The 20,811-nt window shown below is 71.4% G+C and carries 19 protein-coding genes and 1 pseudogene; 8 read left to right on the top strand and 12 right to left on the bottom strand.

Features of this window, described 5'->3' with window-relative positions:
- Positions 1-65 precede the first annotated feature (65 nt).
- From ACZ4NT_RS28625 to ACZ4NT_RS28605, 5 genes and pseudogenes are all read right to left on the bottom strand, one after another.
- Positions 66-734 carry a TetR/AcrR family transcriptional regulator gene (locus ACZ4NT_RS28625; protein ID WP_467728200.1) on the bottom strand — a complete coding sequence of 223 codons (669 nt, stop codon included), beginning with the start codon at positions 732-734 and terminating at the stop codon, positions 66-68.
- Between the two features lie 4 nt (positions 735-738).
- Positions 739-2,804, bottom strand: a pseudogene (locus tag ACZ4NT_RS28620) (beta-galactosidase).
- Positions 2,801-3,700, bottom strand: a complete 900-nt coding sequence (locus tag ACZ4NT_RS28615; RefSeq protein ID WP_467728199.1) for a carbohydrate ABC transporter permease — start codon at positions 3,698-3,700, stop codon at positions 2,801-2,803. The pseudogene ACZ4NT_RS28620 and the gene ACZ4NT_RS28615 overlap by 4 nt, the downstream one beginning before the upstream one ends.
- Positions 3,697-4,605: a carbohydrate ABC transporter permease gene (locus ACZ4NT_RS28610; protein ID WP_467728198.1), complete on the bottom strand. Its 909-nt coding sequence runs from the start codon at positions 4,603-4,605 to the stop codon at positions 3,697-3,699. Before ACZ4NT_RS28610 ends, ACZ4NT_RS28615 begins: the two co-directional genes overlap by 4 nt.
- Before the next feature lie 73 nt (positions 4,606-4,678).
- The gene (locus ACZ4NT_RS28605; RefSeq protein ID WP_467728197.1) at positions 4,679-6,040 is read right to left on the bottom strand and encodes an ABC transporter substrate-binding protein; all 1,362 of its coding nucleotides are present in this window, start codon (positions 6,038-6,040) and stop codon (positions 4,679-4,681) included.
- Between the two features lie 557 nt (positions 6,041-6,597).
- Between ACZ4NT_RS28605 and ACZ4NT_RS28600 the strand changes: the two genes are divergently transcribed.
- Complete coding sequence (locus ACZ4NT_RS28600) at positions 6,598-7,803, top strand: bifunctional class I SAM-dependent methyltransferase/NUDIX hydrolase (protein WP_467728196.1); 1,206 nt, start codon at positions 6,598-6,600, stop codon at positions 7,801-7,803.
- A 208-nt stretch (positions 7,804-8,011) separates the two neighbouring features.
- A complete protein-coding gene (locus ACZ4NT_RS28595; protein WP_121408945.1) occupies positions 8,012-8,227 on the top strand; it encodes a hypothetical protein in 216 nt (71 codons plus the stop codon).
- Between the two features lie 180 nt (positions 8,228-8,407).
- On the opposite strand, the gene ACZ4NT_RS28590 is transcribed toward ACZ4NT_RS28595, so the two are convergent.
- Positions 8,408-8,995: a TetR/AcrR family transcriptional regulator gene (locus ACZ4NT_RS28590; RefSeq protein WP_121408946.1), complete on the bottom strand. Its 588-nt coding sequence runs from the start codon at positions 8,993-8,995 to the stop codon at positions 8,408-8,410.
- 318 nt (positions 8,996-9,313) lie between these two features.
- Between ACZ4NT_RS28590 and ACZ4NT_RS28585 the strand changes: the two genes are divergently transcribed.
- The 4 genes from ACZ4NT_RS28585 to ACZ4NT_RS28570 are packed head-to-tail and all read left to right on the top strand — an operon-like array spanning position 9,314 to position 14,190.
- Positions 9,314-9,931 (top strand): (2Fe-2S)-binding protein, encoded by a 618-nt coding sequence (locus tag ACZ4NT_RS28585; protein ID WP_467728195.1) that lies wholly within the window; start codon positions 9,314-9,316, stop codon positions 9,929-9,931.
- Complete coding sequence (locus ACZ4NT_RS28580) at positions 9,928-10,920, top strand: FAD binding domain-containing protein (RefSeq protein ID WP_467728194.1); 993 nt, start codon at positions 9,928-9,930, stop codon at positions 10,918-10,920. The genes ACZ4NT_RS28585 and ACZ4NT_RS28580 overlap by 4 nt, the downstream gene beginning before the upstream one ends.
- On the top strand, positions 10,917-13,055 hold the full coding sequence (locus ACZ4NT_RS28575; RefSeq protein ID WP_121408949.1) for a xanthine dehydrogenase family protein molybdopterin-binding subunit: 2,139 nt from the start codon (positions 10,917-10,919) through the stop codon (positions 13,053-13,055). Before ACZ4NT_RS28580 ends, ACZ4NT_RS28575 begins: the two co-directional genes overlap by 4 nt.
- Entirely contained in the window at positions 13,048-14,190 is a 1,143-nt protein-coding gene (locus ACZ4NT_RS28570; RefSeq protein WP_467728193.1) for an XdhC family protein, read from the top strand. The genes ACZ4NT_RS28575 and ACZ4NT_RS28570 overlap by 8 nt, the downstream gene beginning before the upstream one ends.
- 122 nt (positions 14,191-14,312) lie before the next feature.
- Here ACZ4NT_RS28570 and ACZ4NT_RS28565 read toward each other — a convergent pair whose 3' ends face one another.
- From ACZ4NT_RS28565 to ACZ4NT_RS28555, 3 genes are all read right to left on the bottom strand, one after another.
- Positions 14,313-15,884 (bottom strand): peptidoglycan recognition protein family protein, encoded by a 1,572-nt coding sequence (locus ACZ4NT_RS28565; RefSeq protein ID WP_467728192.1) that lies wholly within the window; start codon positions 15,882-15,884, stop codon positions 14,313-14,315.
- Positions 15,885-16,094: 210 nt separating this feature from the next.
- Positions 16,095-16,844 carry a M15 family metallopeptidase gene (locus tag ACZ4NT_RS28560; RefSeq protein WP_121408952.1) on the bottom strand — a complete coding sequence of 250 codons (750 nt, stop codon included), beginning with the start codon at positions 16,842-16,844 and terminating at the stop codon, positions 16,095-16,097.
- Positions 16,845-16,894: 50 nt separating this feature from the next.
- Complete coding sequence (locus ACZ4NT_RS28555; RefSeq protein WP_467728191.1) at positions 16,895-17,185, bottom strand: hypothetical protein; 291 nt, start codon at positions 17,183-17,185, stop codon at positions 16,895-16,897.
- 75 nt (positions 17,186-17,260) lie between these two features.
- Here ACZ4NT_RS28555 and ACZ4NT_RS28550 point away from each other — a divergent pair, with 75 nt between their 5' ends.
- Both ACZ4NT_RS28550 and ACZ4NT_RS28545 read left to right on the top strand, forming a co-directional pair.
- Complete coding sequence (locus tag ACZ4NT_RS28550) at positions 17,261-18,283, top strand: ArsR family transcriptional regulator (RefSeq protein WP_467728190.1); 1,023 nt, start codon at positions 17,261-17,263, stop codon at positions 18,281-18,283.
- An 88-nt stretch (positions 18,284-18,371) separates the two neighbouring features.
- Entirely contained in the window at positions 18,372-18,755 is a 384-nt protein-coding gene (locus tag ACZ4NT_RS28545) for a VOC family protein (protein ID WP_467728189.1), read from the top strand.
- A gap of 135 nt (positions 18,756-18,890) precedes the next feature.
- Here the strand turns inward: ACZ4NT_RS28545 and ACZ4NT_RS28540 are convergent, their stop codons facing one another.
- From ACZ4NT_RS28540 to ACZ4NT_RS28530, 3 genes are all read right to left on the bottom strand, one after another.
- Positions 18,891-19,073: a hypothetical protein gene (locus tag ACZ4NT_RS28540; protein ID WP_467728188.1), complete on the bottom strand. Its 183-nt coding sequence runs from the start codon at positions 19,071-19,073 to the stop codon at positions 18,891-18,893.
- 148 nt (positions 19,074-19,221) lie between these two features.
- Positions 19,222-19,956, bottom strand: coding sequence for a class I SAM-dependent methyltransferase (locus ACZ4NT_RS28535; protein WP_467728187.1), 735 nt, complete (start codon positions 19,954-19,956; stop codon positions 19,222-19,224).
- 18 nt (positions 19,957-19,974) lie between these two features.
- Positions 19,975-20,694, bottom strand: coding sequence for an AraC family transcriptional regulator (locus ACZ4NT_RS28530; RefSeq protein WP_467728186.1), 720 nt, complete (start codon positions 20,692-20,694; stop codon positions 19,975-19,977).
- Positions 20,695-20,811: the final 117 nt, after the last annotated feature.

Below are 20,811 nucleotides of genomic sequence, written 5' to 3'. Positions count from 1 at the left end.
GGCGCCGGCACCGCAACCGGTCGGGCGCTGAGCAACCCCTCGACCGGGGCGCCGTGCCGACCCCCTCACCGCGGACGGCCGGCGTGCCGCGCCGTCGCCGGCACGCCCAGGACCGCACAGGCCGCTCGGGCGATGCGCTCCGGTGCGGCATCGGGATCCGGCGGAGGGAGCAGCATGTGGCTGAGGGTCAGGCGCACGACGATGTCCGCCGCCTCTCCGCGGCGGGCTGCCGTCTGCGTCGGCACCACGTCACCCAGCCACGCCGCCACCAGGTCCCGCGCCTGGGAGAAGACGGGGTCGGGCCGGCTCGTCAGGAACGGCAGCAGGGCATCGGTGTCGCCGCGAGCCGCGGTGACCACGGCACCGATGAACGGATTGCGCGCCGCCTCCGCCAGAGCGTGGCCGACGCCCGCCTCCAGCGCGGCTGGGACGTCGTCCCGGTGTGCTTCCAGCACGTGCGCGACATCCAGGAGGAAGCGTTCCGTCTCACGGTGCACCAGGGCCGTGCCGATTCCGGCCCGGTTGCCGAACTCCGCGTAGACGGACGGCCGGGAGACCTCCGCGCGCACGGCGAGATCGGCCACGCGGACATGATCCCATCCGGCCTCCGAAGCAAGACGCCAGGCCTCCTCCAGGACACGCTCCCGCATCTGCCTGCGCCAGGCGACACGGGGAGGGTCCGGTCGCTCGGGGGCCGTCGGCCGGGTGTGCGGTGAGGGCGGCTCGTGTCGCATGGCGTCAGTGTGACCCGGTGCCACTCGGGACAGCCAGGTCACCCTCCCGGGAGATGTGCTCGCGGACCACCACCACACCACCCGGCGGTACCACGGCTTCGCCGTCCCCCACCGGGGCGCCCGCCAGAACCTCCCCCGCAACGGGCACGGACACGGTCCTCTCCGTGTGGTTGATCAGGAACAGGTACGCATGCCGGTCACCCACCCGCCGCACCGCCTCGAGGCCGGGCGGGGCGGCGACCACGGGGGTGACTCCTGCCTCCTCGCACACGCTCCTCATGACCGACCGCAGGGTTCGCGGGGACAGCCGGGCGGCCGCGTACCAGCTCACGCCACGACCGAAGGCGTGCCGGGTGACAGCGGGTCCGCCGCGTGCCGGGCCTCCGTCGGCCGCATCGGCGTAGCCGAGCACCGTGGTGCAGCCCCGGGGCTCGACCCGTTCCGCCCACTGCCGTACGGGCGAGCCGTCGTCGAGCCGTACCTGCTCGCCGGCTCGCAGGGGCAGGTACTCGTCGACGACGAGGCCGAGGACCTCGCGCAGGGCTCCGGGGTGGCCGCCCGGGTGCACGCGGTCGTATTCGTCGACCACGCCGCTGAAGCAGCCGACGGCGAGGTGCCCTCCCTGTTCGACGTATCGGGAGAGGCTGTCGGAGTCCTCGCGGGAGAGGAGATAGAGGCCCGGAGCGACGACGGCCCGGTAGGGCGTCAGGTCGGACCCCGGCGGTACGAGGTCGCAGGTGATGTTGGACGTCCACAGCGCCTCGTACCAGTCACGCACCGCGTCCAGATAGCGGACGTCGCCCGAAGGCCGGGCCTGAAGCTCCAGGGCCCACCAGCTGTGCCAGTCGAACAGCAGGGCCACATCACCGAGCACGCGGGTGCCCGTCACCTCACGCAGCTCGGCCAGTTCCGCTCCGAGGGCGCTGACCTCCTGCCAGATACGGCCGTCGGTTCCGCTGTGCGGAAGCATGGCCGAGTGCCACTTCTCGGCTCCGGCGCGGGACTGTCGCGCCACTGGAAGAACATCACTCCGTCCGCGCCCCTGGCGAGGTGGGTCAGGCTGTTGCGGCGTGTCTCGCCGGGGAGCTTCGCCACGTTGACCGGCTGCCAGTTCACCGCGGAGGTGGAGTGTTCCATCAGGAGCCAGGGCCGCCCGCCGGCCATTCCACGCGCGAGGTCGGCATTGAGGGCCAGGTCGATGTGCCCCACCGGATCGGCGGCGGGCAGGTAGTGGTCGACCGACACCAGATCGCACTCGGCGGCGAAGGCGTGCCCGTCGATCTTCTTCTCCAGCGTCCCCATGACATTGGTGGTGAGCGGTATGTGCGGGGCGATCCTGCGCAGCACGGCCGCCTCGGCGCGGTGCCGGGCCAGGAGGGCGTCGGAGGAGAAGCGGCGGTAGTCCAGCTGCTGACCCGGATTGCCGAAGGCCGTGGTGTCCCGGGGCGGGTCGATCTCCTCCCACTCGCCGTAGCGCTGGCTCCAGAAGTCGGTGCCCCACGCCTCGTTGAGTGTGCCGAGGGTCTTGTACCGCTCCCGCAGCCAGGAGCGGAAGGCGTTCGCGCTGGTGTCGCAGTAGCACAGGGCGTTGTGGTTGCCCCATTCGTTGTGGACGTGCCACAACGCCACGGCGGGGTGGTCGGCATACCGGGACGCCAGTTCGGTGACGAGGGCGTCGGCGGCCTCGGCGTAGGCCGGGCTGCTGGGGCAGAAGACCTGTCGGCTGCCGTGCACCAGACGCGTGCCGGAGGCGGTGACCGGCCGGGCGTCCGGGTGCCGGCGGGTGAACCAGGGCGGCGGGGCCGCGGTGGGGGTGGCCAGGTCCACGGCGATGCCGTGGTCGTGCAGCAGGCCGAGCACCTCGTCGAGCAGGGTCCAGTCGTAGACGCCGTGCCGTGGCTGGATGCGGGACCAGGAGAACACGCCCACGGTGACCAGGTTGACCCCGGCCTCGCGCATGAGGCGCACGTCCTCCTGCCAGATCTCGCTCGGCCACTGCTCCGGGTTGTAGTCACCGCCGTAGGCGACACCGCCCAGTCGGCTGGTGAGTCCGGTGAGTCGAGAGGTCATGACTTCACGGCTCCGGCGGCGAGTCCGGCACGCCAGTAGCGCTGCAGGAGGAGGAAGGTCAGCACGATGGGAACGACCGAGACCAGGGCTCCCACGATGGTGAGGGTCTGCAGTTCGGGGAGCCGGCTGGTCTGCGACTGCCAGGTGAACAGGCCGAGGGTGACCGGGTAGAGGCGGTCGTCCTGCAGCATCACCAGGGGCAGCAGGAAGTTGTTCCAGATCACCACGAACTGGAACAGGAAGATGGTGACCAGGGCCGGAGCCATCAGGCGCAGCGCGATGGTGCGGAAGATGCGGAACTCGCCGGCTCCGTCCATCCGGGCGGCCTCGACGACCTCGTCCGGCACGGACGCGGCGGCGAAGATGCGGGAGAGGTACACACCGAACGGGCTGACGATGCTCGGCAGGAACACCGACCAGAAGGTGTTGGTCGCGTCCGCCTCGGCGAACAGCAGGAACAGCGGAAGGGCGAGCGCGGTCGCCGGAACGAGGACGCCGCCCAGCACGAGGGAGAAGACCGCCTCGCGGCCCCGGAAGGCGTACTTGGCGAAGGCGTACCCCGCCGCTGCGGCCAGCACGGTGGCGACGGCCGCACCGAGGCCCGCGTAGAGGAGGCTGTTGACGAGCCAGCGGGCGTAGACGCCGTCCTCCTGGTCGAACAGGGCGGCCAGGTTGTCGCCCAAGTGCCAGTGGGACGGCAGGAGTCCGGGGGTGGTGACGAGATCGCTCTGGCTCTTGGTCGAGGACACGAGCAGCCAGTAGACGGGCAGCAGCATGTAGCCGGCCACCAGGATCATGAACACCGTCGTGGCCGCGGACACGGCCCGGGATCCGGGCTGTCGCCGGGTCCGGTCCGCGGTGGCGTGCGCGCCGTCGGTGCGCGTCAGGACGCTCATGCCTGCCTCCTCGTGGCGAAGCGCAGGAATGCGAAGGACAGGAGGAACGTGACCACCGCGAGCAGGACGGACAGGGCGGCCGCTCCGCTGTAGTCGTCGCCGGAGGCCAGCGAGTAGGCGGCGAGGTTGGGCGTGTAGGTGCTGGTGACGCTGGTGGAGATGGCGCGGAACACCTGAGGCTCGGTGAAGAGCTGGAAGGAGCCGATGATGGAGAAGACGCCGGTGAGGACGAGGGCCGGACGGATGATGGGGACTTTGATGCGCAGGGCGATGGCCCAGCCGCTCGCCCCGTCCACCCGGGCGGCCTCGCCGATGTCGGCGGGAACCGCCTGGAGCGCGGCGTAGAGGATCAGCATGTTGTAGCCGGTGTACGTCCACGTCACCACGTTGCCGATCGACCACAGGATCGCGCCGGGCCCGAGGAGGTCGGCGTGCACTCCGGCGGAGTGCAGCAGGTCCACGACGGGTGACAGCCGGGGGTCGTACAGGAAGGCCCACATGAGGGCGGCGACGACTCCGGGGATGCCGTACGGCACGAAGTAGACGAGCCGGAAGAACCGCTTGGCGCGTGCCACCGCCGAGTCCAGCAGCAGGGCGAGTGTCAGGGCCAGGGCCAGCATCACCGGTATCTGTACGAGGGCGAAGCCTGCCACGCGCAGCACGCTGTCGGCGAAGAAGGGCTCGCTGACGACCTGGGTGTACTGCTCGAACCCGGCGAACACCGAGTGGGTGCGGCCGAAAGTGCCGCCGGTGCGCTCGGTCTTGTGCAGGCTCTGCCAGAACGCGTACCCGACGGGAACGAGGGTGAAGAGGACGAACGGGACGAGGAAGGGAGTGAGGAAGGCGTAGGGGGCGATGTTGCGGCGCGGACGGTGGGGCGACCGGTTCGGTTCGGTGGGTTTCACGGGTGACGGCCTTTGCGGGTGCTGTCCCCCGCCGCCCTGATGGGCGGCGGGGCGTGGCAGGGAGGGCGACCGGTCAGTCGGTCACGTCGAGCGACTGCTTGCGCAGGGAGTCGGCGCTCTGTGAGCCGGTCTCCTTCAGCACGTCACCGAGGGTGCTCTTGCCGCCGATGACCCCGGCCGTGCCGTCGCTGAGGTAGCGATAGGTGTCGGTCATCGTGGGGCCCCAGGTGAAGTCGGTGTCCACGTGGGCGGAGGCCTGCGCGAAGACGTCGAAGATCTTCTGCTTGCCGTAGAAGTCGACGGGCTGCTCGAGTGCCGGGAGGGTGAGACCGCTCTTCGCCGCCGGGTAGAGGCCGCCCTCGCGGTTGAGGATCTCCAGCGCCTCGGGGTCGCTGTTGAGCCACAGCGCGAAGGCGGCCGCTTCGGCGGGATGCTTGCTTCCGGCCAGCACCGCGGTGGTGGAGCCGCCCCAGTTGCCCGCCTGCTGGTCGCCGGGCTGCCACTGCGGCATCGGGGCGACCGCCCACTTGCCGGCCGTGGACTTGGCGTTGTCGCGGATGGTGCTGTAGCCCCAGGCGGCGCTCACCCACGTGACCACCTCGCCGGAGTTCCACGACTTGTACAGCGCCGGGGAGAAGCCCTGGAGGTCGGTGGCGACGAGCTTGTCGTCGATCATCTTCTGCCAGTAGTCGGCGACCTGTCTGCTCTCGGGCCGGTCGACGGTGACCTTCCAGGCGTCGCCCTTGCGCTCGAACATGGGCGCCTTGTTCTGCCACAGCAGACCGGTGAACCAGTTCGGATCGGTCTGCGAGAAGTGGGTGATGTACTTCCCCGCCTTCTTGAGCTTGCGGGCATCCGCCGCGTACTCGTCCCAGGTGGTGGGGGCCTTCATCCCGAGCTTGTCGAAGATGTCCTTGCGGTAGAAGAGCGCCATGGGGCCGGTGTCCTGGGGGACGGCCCAGACGCCGTCCTTGCCGCCGGCTCCGAACTCCACCTGCGACCAGGTCCAGTCGACGAACTTCTTCCCCGCATCGTCCACCCCGGGGCAGGCGGCGATGTCCCGCAGCCCGTCCTTGAGCCGGAAGCTCGCCAGTGAGTCGTACTCGATCTGACCGAGGTCCGGCGCCTTTCCGGCCTTCAGGGCATTGGCGAGGTTCTGGTACGTGCCGCCGTTCCCCGCGGGGGTCGTCTTCAACTTGACCTGGACCTGGGGGTTCTGACGGTTCCACAGGTCCACGGCCTTCTGCATCCCCGGAACCCAGGACCAGTAGTCCAGGGTCACGTCGCCGGAGGCCGGCTTGCAGGACGCGGCGTCGCTTCCGCCGTCCTTGCCGTCGCCACCGTCTCCGCCGCAACCGGTGACCACCGTGAGCGCCAGGACCGCGCCGGCGATCATGCAGCGTCTGGCCGTTGAAGTGCGTGCGCGCATCGTCATGAGTTGCTCCTTGCACCCGAGAGACCGCTCCGACGAAGCGGTGGGCGCAACCTTCACGACATGAATCGACACAAGTCAACAGGTCGGCGCAGATTTACTTGCTCCGAGTCTCCTTCGTGATGCGCCCGAGGCGCTACTTTGCGCAACTTTACCGCTCTGAACTGCAGCTTCTTGCACTCCTTGGTCGATCGACGTCAAGCAGGTCGTCATGCGGAATCGATTACGTTACGGTGGCCGGGCGCACTCCGCACCGGGCGGTGGGATGCGCACCCGAGGGTGGAGTTCCCTCGGCGGACAGGCTTCCCCCGAGCTCGTCTCCGAGCAGGAACTCCGCCCTCACCACGTCTGCTTGATCGCGTGCGCTGCCGTAGTCGGCGGACGACGGGAGCGAGGTCACTCCAGGCTTCGACGGGCGCCGAGCCGGGCAGCTCACCGGCGGGGCCCACGCCACCGGGCCGGCCCCGACGGAGCGGGCGAGGCGCATGCACGGCCGAAGCCCGCGGCCACCACGTCACCGCACCCGTCCGGAGCCCGCCCACACCGCCCTCGGGAGTCTCATGTCCGTCGAGGACATCAACACGGAAGCCTGGATCGTCTACGGGGAAAGGCAGTTGGCTCGTGCGTTCGTGCCGCCGGTTCCCCGCCACCTGAACTGGTCCCCCTGGGACGGCGTCGGCCCCGGGGCCGAGGTCCTGGGCGACCTCGTCGGCCGACGGGTCCTCGACATCGGCTCGGGGGCCGGTCACCACGCCGTGCACCTGGCCCGGGAACACGGGGCGCATGTGACCGGCGTCGAGATGTCGCCCAGCCAGCACGAACGGGCCGTTTCCACCCACGCGGGCGTTCCGCACGTGGAGTTCGTGCGGGACGACGTCGTCGACCATCTCGCGACGGCCGAGCCCTTCGACGCCGCGTACGCCATCGGCACGCTGGCCTTCCTCGACCCGCACCGCGTCCTGCCGGCCCTGCGTGACGGCCTGCGGCCCGGGGCGCCGCTGATTCTCTCCCTGTTGCACACCGACCTGCACGGCCGGGGTCCGTCGGCGACGGTCGAACCGCGCGAGCAGATGATCCTGCTCGGGGACGACCCGCCCCTGCCCACCCGGATGTGGGTCCTGACGCCGCAGGTGTGGGAGGACCTGCTCGCCGCGTACGAGTTCCGCGTGGAAGGGGTCGACCTGCTGCGGGGGCCCTGCGAAAGCACGCCCGTCGTGCAGCAGTTGATCCGTGCCCGCCGCCACGTGGAGCGGCCCACGCGCGTCTCCAGTCGCCCGCGCACGTCGCGGCCCCCCGTTCCGCACGCGGCCGTAGGCGTCGGCGCCGTCGTCCTCGGCGAGCACGGCGTGCTGCTCGGCCGCCACCGTCACGGCACCCTCGAACTGCCCGGCGGAACAGTGGAACCGGGTGAGTCCTTCGAGGAGACCGTCGTCCGGGAACTCGCCGAGGAGACCGGGCTGCTCGCCCGCACCGAGGACGTCACACTCCTCGGCACCCTTCTCGACAGGGTCGGTGACGTCGTACGCGTCACCGTAGGCGCGCTCGTCGCCGCCTGGCAGGGGGAGCCCGCGACGCAGCCGGACGAGAGCGTCGGCGACTGGGCCTGGTACCCCCTGGAGCGACTCCCCGACGGGCTGTTCGTCTGCAGCGCCCAGATCCTCGCGGCGTGGCGTCCGGACCTCGCCATCGCGCACACGCCCGCGTATTTCACGGCGTTCTCCCCCGGGCCGGCCCCGGCGCGGACGCCACCGGACGGCGTCATATGACGTGCGGGACGGAGGCGCCCTGAGCCACGACCGCAGCGCGCGGCCGCCGCGGTTGCGCAAGTGCCGCATCTGACAACCAGGTTGGCCGTTGTGCCGACTCTTGGGCACGCAGGTTCTGGTTCTGGCCGAACCGAGCGGATGACCACCACGTCGCAGTGGCAGCCGTACAGTTGTCGCCAGGCACCTATTCCGAGGAGAAGCACCACTCGTGCACGAAGCACCGATCTATGCGCAGCTGATCTCCGAACGCGGCGACATACCCCTGCAGGTCCGCAACGAAGCCCGCCGCATCCAGCGCGAACTCGACTGGGTCCTCAACTCGCAGCCCGCACCCGACGGCCTCCTGCCCGTGCGGCCCGCTGCCTCGCCCTCGAACCATCCTCCTCGCCAACTCGGGTCCGGCTCCCCCGACTGGTTCGCCTGATCCCTCGGACCGCCCGGGAGTGACCCGCGGTGCCACCGGCATGGTCGGGACCTGCCGGTTTCGGCACGCCCCGGGCCGGGGTGCGTCGACGTGGCCGACGGGGCGTTCCGGCCCGCCGGACATCGGGCGGAACCGGAGTCCTGCGGGGCTGCCGGTCAGGCGTAGCCCTCGCGGTCCGTCTCAGCGCACCGGGTGGCCGGCGGCTCCCGCGCTCAGCCCGTCCATGACCAGATCGAGCAGGCGAGTGGCACGCGGTTGCCAGTCTCCGTGCGGGTCGATCTGCCACAGGCCGGCGATGGCGAGGAGGAAGTCGTCCCCGGTGACTCCCGGGCGGATGGTGCCGGCCTCCTCGTTGGTGCGGAGCAGCAGCTCCGCCGCGGAGGTCACCGGGGTGTGCCCCGGTTTCGCCGGGCTGTTCGGCGCGCTGGTGGCCTGGCGGATGGCGTCGGCCAGGCCGGCCTTGGTCATCGCGAACCGGGCCAGGTGGTCCATCCACTCCCGCAGGGCCCGCTCGGGCTCATGGGTCGCCAGCAACTCGGTGGCGGCGTCGGCGACCTGCTGCATCTCGTGCCGGTAGATCTCCAGGACGAGGGCTTCGCGGTTGGGGAAGTTGCGGTAGAACGTGCCCTGTCCGACGCCGGCCTTCTTGGCGATCACGCTGAGGGGTGCGTCCGCACAGCGGGTGAGCTCGGCGACGGCCACGGCCAGGATGCGCTCGCGGTTCCGCTGCGCGTCCGAGCGCAGGGGTGCGTCCTTCTTCTGCTGCACTCGTCCTCCTCGCGGGCTCGTGGCCGAATCCCGTCCTTGCTAAGCGGACAACTGTCCACTACGTTTTTCCGACGAGCGGACAACTGTCCGGTTAGCCACCTTAGCGAGTGCGCGGCCGGAGTGGACAGCCGGCGACGGTCGGCACCGGCCTTCCTTCCCTGCATCCTCCCCGATTCCGGCCCGCCGCCGCCATACGCGGCGCCGGCTCCCCCGCCCCCGACACCCCTCCGGCTCCCGACACGTCTTCGCGTATTCCGTTACCTCTTGCTGCCGGGCCGTCCTCACGAGCCGGCCCGGGCCTGCGAAAGAAGGCTGATCATGGCCCCAGCACCTTCGTCGACGTACAGCGCCGTCACCTTGAACATCAACGGCGAGAAGCACACGCTGACCGTCGACCACCGCACCACCCTGCTCGACGCCCTGCGCGAGCGGCTCGATCTGACCGGCACCAAGAAGGGCTGCGACCAGGGCCAATGCGGGGCCTGCACCGTCCTTGTCGACAACCGGCGAACGGTCGCCTGCCTGCAGCTGGCCGTGGCGGCCGAAGGCCGGGAGATCACCACCATCGAAGGCCTCGCCGAGGGCGACCGACTCCACCCCGTGCAGCAGGCGTTCCTCGATCTGGACGGCTATCAGTGCGGGTACTGCACGCCCGGCCAGATCTGTTCGGCCGTCGCCGTCATCGAGGAGCACGCCGCCGGCTGGCCGAGCGCGGTCACCGACGACCTACGCCCCGCAGCGGGACCACCGCCGCTGAGCGCCGAGGAAATACGGGAACGGATGAGCGGCAACCTGTGCCGATGCGGCGCCTACGTGTCGATCGTGCAGGCAATCGCCCGCGCCGCCGAGTCCGACGCGCGGAACGCCGCCGCGGCGGACGGTCACGAGGCCTCGAACGACACGCGGTCCGCGCGGCAGGAAGGGGCGTCGGCGTGAAGGAGTTCGGATATCAGCGCGCCGTCGACGTCTCCGGCGCCCTCGCCCTGCTCGACGCCGACCCGGACGCCCGGTACCTCGGCGGCGGCACCAATCTCGTCGATCTGATGAAGACCGGCGTGGAGCGGCCCGGCCGACTCGTCGACATACGCGAACTCCCCCTGGACGCGATCGAGTCGACCGGGGACGGCGGGCTGCGCATCGGCGCGACCGTCACCAACAGCGACCTCGCGGCCCACCCCGCCGTACGCGCCGGCTACCCCGCTCTGGCCCAGGCGGTCCTGGCCGGTGCCTCCGGGCAGCTGCGCAACATGGCCACGGTCGGTGGCAATCTGCTGCAGCGCACTCGCTGCGGCTACTTCACCGACGTGACCAAGCCCTGCAACAAGCGCATCCCCGGGAGCGGTTGCCCAGCGGTCGAGGGCGAGCACCACAACCACGCGATCCTGGGCGCCTCCGAGCACTGCGTGGCCACCCACCCCTCCGACCTCGGGGTGGCCCTGACCGCCTTCGACGCCGTCGTCACCTATGAAACGGCGGACGGTCCGGGGCAGGTGCCCCTGTCCGACTTCTACCTCCCGGTGGGCGACACCCCGCACCGGGAGACCGCGCTCCCTCCGGGGGCGCTGATCACCGGCGTCACCCTGCCGCCCGCCCCGGAGGGTGCGAACTCCCGCTATCGCAAGGTGCGCGAGCGGGCCTCGTACGCGTTCGCGATCGGATCGGTGGCAGCCGCGCTCCACGTCCGGGACGGCGTCGTACAGGACGTGCGCCTCGCGTTCGGAGCAGTGGCCTCCCGGCCCTGGCGGGCCCGTGCTGCCGAACAGGCCCTGACCGGCCGGCCCGTCGACGCCGCGGCCTTCGCTGCCGCCGCGGACGCCGAACTCGCGGCCGCGCGACCGCTGCCGGACAACGGATACAAGGTGACGCTGATGCGCAATCTCGTCGTCGCCGTGCTGAGCGAACTCGCCGAGGAGGCCGCCCGATGACCACCACCACGACGGGGACCACGGCGACGGGCACGGCCGTCGGAAGCCCGCACACCCGTGTGGAGGGCCGCGACAAGGTCACCGGGGCGGCCCGCTACGCGGGAGAGATCCCCTTCACCGAACTGGCCTACGGCTGGCTGGTGTTGTCCACGGCCGCCCGCGGCCGCATCCGCTCGGTGGAGACCGCGCCGGTGCTGGCGATGCCGGGCGTCCTCACCGTTCTCCACCACGGCAACGCCCCGCGCGTCGACATCGACTACGTCGGCATGCTCGGCATGCCGCCGGACCCGACCGCGGCCGTGTTCCAGCACGACCGCGTGCCGCACGCGGCCTGGCCGGTGGCGCTGGTCGTCGCCGAGACCGGTGAGCAGGCGAGGGAGGCCGCCGAGGCACTGGTGGTCCGCTACGAGGAGGAACCGCACGACGTCGGCTTCTCCGGCGGACGTGAACATCCGGACGCGTACACGATGCCCGGGCCGGGTGGGCCGGGCGTGACGGAGAAGGGTGACCTGGAGGCCGAGCTGGCCGCGTCCGCGGTCGTCCTGGACGCCGAGTACACCACGCCCGAGGAACACCACAACCCCATGGAGCCTCACGCGGCGACAGCCCGGTGGGACGGCGGCCGGCTCGAAGTCGTGGACTCCAATCAGGGCACGGTCTGGGTCGCGGACGAACTGGCGAAGATGTTCTCCCTCGACCCCTCCTCGGTGCGGGTGCGGTCCGAGCACGTCGGCGGCGGCTTCGGAAGCAAGGGGGTCCGCGCGCACCAGGTGGCCGCGGTGATGGCGGCCACCGTGCTGTCACGCCCCGTCCGCGTTGTCATGACGCGCCGTCAGATGTTTTCGCTCGCCGGCTACCGCAGCCCCACCTCCCAGCGCATCCGGCTGGGCGCCGACGGCGAGGGGCGGCTGCGCGCGCTGGAGCACAGCTCTCTGAGCCAGACCTCGACCGTGCACGAGTTCATCGAGTCGGGCGCGGGCGTGTCCCGCGTCATGTACGACGCCCCCGCGCACCACACCGCCAACCGGGTCGTACGGCTCGACGTCCCCACTCCGACGTTCATGCGTGCCCCCGGCGAGGCACCCGGCTCGTTCGCCCTGGAGTCGGCGCTCGACGAGCTGGCCGAGAAGTGCGGCATCGACCCGATCGAACTGCGTCTGCGGAACGAGCCCGCCGCCGGGCCCGTGTCCGGGCTGCCGTTCAGCACCCGCAACCTGCCGGCCTGTTTCCGGGAGGGAGCCGCGCGGTTCGGCTGGGCGGACCGTGATCCGCGTCCGGGCCTGCGTCGGGACGGCCGCTGGCTGCTCGGCACCGGCACGGCCGCAGCCTCCTTCTTCGCCGGGGCCGCGCCCTCCACCGCGGCCGCGACCGCCGAGGCCGACGGCACCTTCACCGTCCGGATCAGCGCCGCGGACATCGGAACCGGCGCCCGGACCGCGCTCACCCTGATCGCCGCCGACGCCCTGCGGGTGCCGACCGACCGGGTGCGTGTGCGGATCGGCGACAGCGACTTCGGTCCGGCCATGATCGCCGGCGGTTCGATGGGCACCCGGTCGTGGGCCTGGGCCGTCACGGCCGCGGCGGACGAGCTGCGGGAGCGGCTCGCCCTCGGCGACGGCATCCCGCCGGAGGGCATCACCGTGCGGTCGGACACCACGGCGGCCATCGGAGCCCTCGCCCAGAAGGAACGGCACTCCTTCGGTGCGCAGTTCGCCGAGGTCGCGGTGGACGTGACCACCGGCGAGGTGCGGGTCCGCCGCATGCTCGGCATCTTCGCGGCCGGCCGCATCGTCAATCCGCTCACGGCCCGCGGCCAGTTCGTCGGCGGCATGATCTGGGGCATCTCGATGGCCCTGCACGAGGAGGCCGTCAGGGACCGGGCCACAGGCGCCCACTACGGTGCGGACCTCGCGGGCTATCACGTCGCCACGCACGCCGACGTGCCGCTCGTCGAGGCGGACTGGGTGGACGACCCGGACCCGGACGACCCGGTCGGCATCAAGGGCATCGGCGAGATCGGCATCGTGGGCGCCGCCGCGGCGATCGCCAACGCCGTCTGGCACGCGACGGGCGTACGCCATCGCAGCCTGCCCATCCGACCGGATCGTGTCCTGGGAGCGGCCGCCCATGCTTGACATCGCCGACGAGCTGGCTCGCTGGGTCGAGGAGGGCAGGGAGTTCGCCGTCGCCACGGTCGTGGCCGTCGGTGGGAGCGCACCGCGCGGTCCGGGCGCCGCCCTCGCCGTCGACAGCTCGGGAACGGCCGTCGGCTCGGTCTCCGGCGGCTGCGTGGAAGGCGCGGTGTACGACCTGTGCGTCCAGGCGCTCCAGGACGGCGGGACCGTCCTGGAGCGGTTCGGCTACAGCGACGAGGACGCCTTCGCGGTGGGACTGACCTGCGGCGGGATCCTCGACGTCATGGTCAGTCCGGTCGCCGCGAGCGGCCCGGCCCGCGAGGTTCTCCGGTCTGCGCTCAAGGCGGCCGCATCGGGTGAGCCCCGGGCCCTCGCACGAATCGTCCGGGGCCCGGCCGAACTGCTCGGCCGGGCACTGCTGGTGGGCGCCGACGGGTCGTACGAGGGGTCCTACGGCAGTGGTGCCCCGGACCTGGACCGGGCGGCGGCGGCCGAGGCGCGGGCGATGCTGGATGCCGGACGCACCGGCACCTTCGATCTCGCGGAGGACGGGACGCACTGCCCCGGCGGGCTCACCCTGCTCGTGGAGTCGAACACGCCGCCGCCCCGCATGATCGTGTTCGGCGCGATCGACTTCGCCGCGGCGCTCGTCCGGGCCGGTAAGTTCCTCGGCCACCACGTCACGGTGTGCGACGCCCGCCCCGTCTTCGCCACCCGGGCCCGCTTCCCCGAGGCGGACGAGGTCGTGGTCGACTGGCCGCATCGCTATCTGCGGCGCACCGTGACCGATGGACGGACGGTGCTGTGCGTGCTCACCCACGACGCCAAGTTCGACATCCCCCTGCTGAAGCAGGCCCTGCGGATGCCGGTCGCGTTCGTCGGAGCGATGGGCTCGCGCAGGACCCACGCGGACCGGGAGCGGCGCTTGCGCGAAGTCGGTGTGACCTCTGCGGAGTTGGCCCGGCTCCGGTCACCGATCGGCCTCGACCTCGGCGCCCGCACCCCGGAGGAGACCGCCCTGTCCATCGCTGCGGAGATCATCGCCACCCGCAGCGGAGGAACGGGCCGGCCGCTCACGGGTTCGGGAACGCCGATCCACCGCGACGGGGAACGGAAGGCGACGGAGGCTGCCTAGGAGGTCTCGGCCGGGTCCTGCGCCGTGCGGGGCCCGGCGCAAATGAAGGACGGGTGGGCCGGGCCGGGCGCGGCGGTGGTCGGTGCGGTGCCGCGCCCGGGTCGGGCCGTTCGGGCCGTGCGTCAGCGGCCGGCTTGCAGGGCGGTCCACGTGGCGGGGCCGACCGTGCCGTCGACGCTCAGTGAGCGGCTGCGCTGGTAGTCCCGGACCGCCTGGTCGGTGCCCGGTCCGAAGTCGCCGTCCGCGGAGACGGTACGTCCGAGAGCGGCCGTCAGGGACCGCTGGAGACGCTGTATGGCCGAGCCCGTGCTGCCCTGGCTCACCACCGGCACGGTGCCGGCCGACAGGAGCGCGGTCCAGGTGTGCGCGCCGACAACGCCATCGGCGCCGAGTCCGCGTGCCCGCTGGAAGGCGGTGACGGCCGCGGTGGTCTTCGAGCCGTAGCTGCCGTCCACGGTGCCCGCGTCGAAGCCCTGCTGGTTGAGGAGTGACTGTGCCGCGGACACCTGGGGTCCGGAGGAACCGGAGCGGAGCGTGTCGTAGGACGGGAAGGACAACGGGACGTCGCCTCCGCCTCCCGTACTGCCGCCCACCAGTTGCATGTAGTACGTCCAGTTCCAGTTCGGCCCCGGATCGGTGTGGTCGTTGCCCGGCACCTCGGAGTGTCCGACGATGTGGGCGCGGTCCTTGGGGATGCCGTAGCGGTTGCAGAGGGACGCCGTCAGTGCCGCGGAGGAGCGGTACATCGCGTCGGTGAACCAGCTCGGGTTGTCGACGTATCCCTCGTGCTCGATGCCGATGCCGGTGGAGTTGCCCGAACGGGCGTGCCAGGCCGTGTCCTTGTCGCGCACCATCTGGGTGATCTGACCGTCCGAGGACCTCACCACGTAGTGGGCGCTGACCTCGGCCGACGGATTCTGGAACCAGCTGATCGTCCCGGCGTACGAGCCCTGCGTGACGTGGATGACGACCTTGCTGATCGGCGCGGTGCGACCGACCGCGTAGTTGGCGGTGCTGGCGGCGACCCAGAGGGCCGACGGGTAGTCCGGACTCTGCGTCGACTGCGGCGTGACGTCGTCGTACCGGCCGCGTTCGGGTGCGACGGGCCGGGCGGGGAGCGTCAGTTCCTCACCCTCGGGCGTGCGGGCCGTCACGCCGTCGGCGAGGAAGGTGTACACGGTCTCGGCGTAGCGGCGCGCCCCGGAGGGATCGATGGCGCCGCTGTACCGGGCGACCAGCGGATACCACGCGTCGGTGTCGTGCCGGTCGGCCGGGCCGAGGCCGGCTTCGTCGGCGTAGGCGCGCAGTACGGCCGCTCCCCCGCGGACGTTGGCCGCCGTGTCCGTGCGGAGTTCGCGGGGTGTCTCGCCGGTGAGTCGGGACGCCAGCTCCAGGGTGTGCTGGTCGGGGTTGCTCACCAGGTGCATCACCCCGTAACCGCCGGCCTGACTCGGCAGGCCCGCGTGGTCGTCGAGGTGGGTTTCGCCGTAGCCGAGGGCGATCAGGACGTCGCGTGGCACGTCGAACTCGGTCGCCGCCCGGGTGAAGGCGCGACCGACCGGGCCGGGTGTGCCGGGGCCCTGCCCTGCGGGCGCGGCTCCGGCCGGCTGGACGGTGACGGAGAGCACGGTCAGGGTGCCGAGGGCGGCGAGGGTGGCGCGGCGCAGTGGTGGGCGGGGCGGTCTGCGGTACATGGGGGGGTGCCTCCGGAGGGGAGTGGATTACGGGTGCGTCGCGTGGGGCCGGTCGACCGGAGGGGCGGGTGGCCTGCCGGGGTCGGACGGTGGCACGGGGCGCCGGCGCGCGTCCGGGGGCCGGGAACACGTCGGGGTGTCCCGGGCCCCCGGGTCCCGGCTCGGCTCAGGTCGGGCCCGGCCGGGCGGCGGGATGCCGGACGGGCCGGGTCATATGGTGCCGCTCTCCCACCACCAGGCCCGGCCGAGGTCCGCACGGCTGTCGACGTGCTGGTGGTCGACGGTGTACCGCTCCAGCCCGGAGAACCCGCAGGTCTCCGCCTTCTGGTAGACCGTCCGGTTGCTCACGCCGGGTACCGTGAGGTCGGCCGCCGTGCCGTACAGGTGCATGCTGTCGCTGGCTCCGCCGATCTCGGCGTTGTGCGCGATGCTGCGGAAACCCGAGTTGACCGTGATGGCCGTGTTCCCGAGCTTCTTGCGCAGGGCCTCCAGCTTGTACATGGCGCGGCGGGCGTTCTCCCGGACGGCCGCCGCGCTCACCTTGCCGCCGTTGAAGGTGCCGCTCGACCGGTCGGTGAACTCACTCCAGTTGAAGTGGGCCGTCGAACCGTCCGACTGCTCCAGGGCGTTGAGCTGGGCCTGGGTGGCCGGCCCGGCGCTGCCGTCGACGGCCAGGCCGTACGCCGCCTGGAACCTGCGTACCGCTGCGGCCGTGCCCGGCCCGAAGTCGCCGTCGATGCTCACGCGCGAGTGGCTCGCGGAGTCCGCGGCCCAGCCGGCGACACGGATCTGGAGTTCGGTGACGTCTGCTCCGCTCGCCCCCTGGTTCAGGGTGCGGGACCAGCCGTAGGCCCGTGCGGTGCCCGACAGGAGCAAGGGACCGGCGAGGGCACCCACGGTCGCGGCGAGGCTTCCGCGCAGGAGCGCACGGCGGTTCGGGGAGCGCAGAGGAGAGGTCATCCTGATTCCTTGGGGGGAGTGAGGGGTTTCCGGCCGGAAGTACAGGTGTGTCAGTACGCGAGCAGGAACGGCACCGCTTGGGCGTCGGTGTCGTAGGCGTGCACACGCAACGTGAAGCGGGTGCCGTCCTTGACGTCGGGGGCGACGGTGGCCCACTGGGGTCCGAAGGTCGAGTAGGCGTTGTCGTGGTTGCACAGCGAAGTGTGGTCGACGAAGACCACGCAGGCGTCCAGGAACACCCCGGGATCCGACGTGTTGAGCTTGATGTTGATGTCGGCGCACCGCGAACGGGTTGGGCGGCGGCCGTGGTTCGTGGGGCCTGTGCGACGGAGCGAGTTCATGGTCCGGCTTCCGCCTCGAACTGTCATGCTCATTCGAAGGTGCTGAAATATCGCAGACGGAAAGGGTGATGGCCGTTGCTCCGCTTCCATTTCTCTGCTGAGGATCTGGCCAGGACCCGGGTCGCCGCCGCTCCGCACCCGCTGTGGGAGATCGCCGCCAGCCTGCACCGCTTCCAGACCCCCGCGGGGCGATGGGCGTATGCGCAGTGGTACCGGCTCGCACGGGAACGGCTGCGGGCGGCGGGGCTGGAGGACGCGGTGCGGCGGGTTTTGTTGCCGCTCTTCCCCCGCGCGGCCTATTTCCCCGACTTCCTCACCCCGTTGGAGGGCACCGCCGGGCTGGAGGCCGGGCTGGAGGCGATCCTCAGCACCCCGCCGGACCAGGTCGCGGCCGAACTCGCCACCCTCGCCCGGGTCACCCGGGTGCCGTCCTGGCTGGGCCGGCTGCCGGAGAGGGAGATGCGCGGCGAGCTGGTGGACGTGCTCCGCGCCTACCACCGGGCCGTGATCGCACCCCACGAGGAGTGGATGCACGAGAGCCTGCACACCGAGCGGATCCGGCTGGCACGTCACCTGCTGGACGGCGGCACCCAGGGTCTGCTCGAAGGGCTGGGGCCGGCGGTGCGGTGGAGTCACCCCCGACTGGAGATCAGCACCTACCCCACGGAGCACGACATCCGGCTGGAGGGCCGTGGGCTGCTGCTCATTCCGTCGTACTTCTGCTGGAAGGGACCGATCTCTCTCGCGGATCCGGAGTTACCCCCGGTGCTCATGTACTCCCTGCACCACGAGGTTCCCGCCGTCGGCGGCAAGTCAGCGGGCGGCGGCCCCGGTTCACCGCCGCTGCAGGTACTGCTGGGCCGGGCCCGAGCCGCCGTGCTGCAAGCCGCGGCCGCCGGAGCGACCACGACCGAAGCCGCCCAGCGGGCCGGAGTCACTCCGGCCACGGCCACGCACCACACCACCGCACTGCGCGACGCCGGCCTCATCACCAGCCGCCGCCAGGGAAACTCCGTGATCCACACCCTGACTCTGCTGGGAGCGACCATGCTGAGCACGAACCTGCGGGAGCCCCTGGAGGAACGAACGCCCCGCTGACCCGCACCGGAGGCGTCCGCCGAGGAGAGCGGCGAGCGACGAACACAATCGGTGGCGTTCCGCGTCAAGATCAGGAAGGCTCGCACGCATGGTCTCAGTTGTGCAGAACGTGGCGATCGACTGTGCGGATGCCTACGAGCTCGCCCGGTTCTGGAGCGGGGTGACCGGAGGCCCGCTGCATCCCGAGGACGGACCGGGCGCCCAGGAGACCCAGGTGATGCCGGCAAAGGGTCCGGTGCTGTACTTCCATCAGGTGCCCGAGGGCAAGACGGTCAAGAACCGGATCCACCTGTGCCTGCGCCCCGAGACCTCGCGCGATCAGGAGGTGGACCGGCTCCTGCGCCTCGGTGCCACCTCTGTCGCCGATCACCGGAATGCGGATGGTTCGGGCTGGGCGGTCCTCGCTGATCCGGAGGGCAACGAGTTCTGCGTTCTGCGCAGTGATTCCGACCGAGCCGCCATGAGTTCCTGACGGTCACGCGCCGTCCTGGCCGGTGCGGGCACGGCGGACCTCGCCTTCCCCGCACCGGCCACCGCTCAACCGTCGGACCCGGACGCCTGACCGATCGGCCCCGTCACGCCTCCGGATCCGTTCGCGATCGACGCTCTAGAACGGGCCCGCGTTCTGCCGCGCGGCGTTCGTCGTGACCACACCCCGGGCGAGCCCTTGGTCCGCCGCAACGCGCTGCTCGGCCCCGGGCTCTCCCGAGCCGCCCCTGCGCCGCAGCACGACCAGACACGCACCCACGGCGCCCACGAGCGCGACGACCGCGCATGCCATGAAGATCATGATTCCCCCCGCTCATCCCGGTGGAATCGACTGCCGAATCCTCCGTTGACCTGCATTGTCCTCCACCACCGCATCCGCGCAAGAGCCTGGCGGAGCGTACGCCGCGCAGGCACCGCCGCCGGACGAATGCCAGGACCGTGCGCCCTCCTCAACACTCCTTCACAGCGTGCAGAAACGTGACGCCGAGCCACGGGCCGCTGTACCAGTAACCGGGGCCGAGCCCGCGCAGTGTGCCCTGACCGAGGTGTGCGGCGTACTTCCTGGCCATGGGCCAGAAGTCGGCGATGAGCAGCTGCCCACCGGGGCGCAGCACCCGCATGGCCTCGTCCACCGCACGGAGCCGTGCCTCGGACGACGGGATGTTGTGGATCGCCAACGCGCTGGTCACGACGTCGAAGGAGTGGTCCGCGAACGGCAGCTCGGTCATGTCCGCCGTACGCACGTCCACCCGGTCGGCGACCCCTGCCGCGGCGGCGTTGGCGAGCGTGACGTCCGGCCGGTTCCCGCTCTGGTCCACTCCGGACCACAGGTCCACGCCGACGGCATGCCCCTTCGGCAGTCGCCGGGCCGCCTCGATCAGCACCGCGCCTCGCCCGCAGCCCAGGTCCGGCAGCTGCTCGTCCCCCTTCAAGCCGGCCCGCTCCAGCTCCCGGTTCCAGATGCGCAGCTTGCCGTGCAAGGTGGTGTGCAGGTAGATGCCGGTGCCGGCGAGCAGGACCGCGCCCGCGGTCGCCGTCGCGTTCCGTCCGCGCGGCCATCGGCCGGCAGCCGCGCAGCAGGCCGCGCCCATCGCGCCGAGCACCGCCGGGAAGGCCGGGGCATCGACGCCGTACCGCGGCCGAGCAGTTCGTGCCGGTGGGAAGTCACCCTGAGTCTTGGACATGCCCACAGCGTCGCAAGGTCAACTGCCGGGGGTCTTGTAGAAATGTTTCCCGGACAGGTAGGCGGGAGCGGCCCAGGCGACGTCGTCGACCGCGAGCCACGGCTCCATCGCGACGGCCGCGGGCGTCATCCCGGCGAAGGCCCTGACGTCCCGGTGGAGGTGGGACTGGTCGACGTAGCCGATCTCCGCCGCCACCCGTGCGGCACTGTGCCCCGCCGCGAGGCGGTGCGCCGCGTGGTCGAAACGGACGAGTTGAGCGGCACGCTTCGGAGTGATCCCGACCCGGGCTCGGAACCGGGACCACAGGCGCTTGCGGCTCCATCCGGTCTCCGCCGCCAGCCGCTCGATGCGAAGCCCTCCCCGGCTTCTCACCATCCGCCCCCAGGCAAAGGCGATCTCAGGCTCGACCGCCGGTCCCTCCCCGAGTCGTCGAACCAGCGCGGTCTCGGCAACGGCGAACCGGTCGTCCCATGACCGGGCAGCGCGTAGCTGCTCGTACATGCGCGCAGCGTCACGGTTCCAGAGGTCGTCGAGGCGGACGACCGCCCCTTCCCACTCCGAAGAGACGCCAAGTACCGCGTGGGCCACCACCGGTGACAACCGCACCTGCAGACATTCGATCTCGCGCCCGCGCCCGCGAACGCCGCTGGGAGCGAGCCCGATGACGACACTGCTCTCCTGTCGAAGACCACCGACGTCATCGACGGTGAAGGGCCCGTCACTCAGGTTGATGGCCATCGTGACCGCCGGATACGGGACAACACCCAGGTCCACGGGGTCGGTCGTACGAGCGCGGAAGCCGGCCATGCTGATCCCGGGCAACCGTCCGGGACGCGACGGAGTGGCGATGTCCCA

Source organism: Streptomyces sp. NPDC026417, assembly GCF_055567695.1.
Note: the sequence above shows the minus strand (reverse complement) of the source record. Positions and strands in the feature narration are given on the sequence as shown.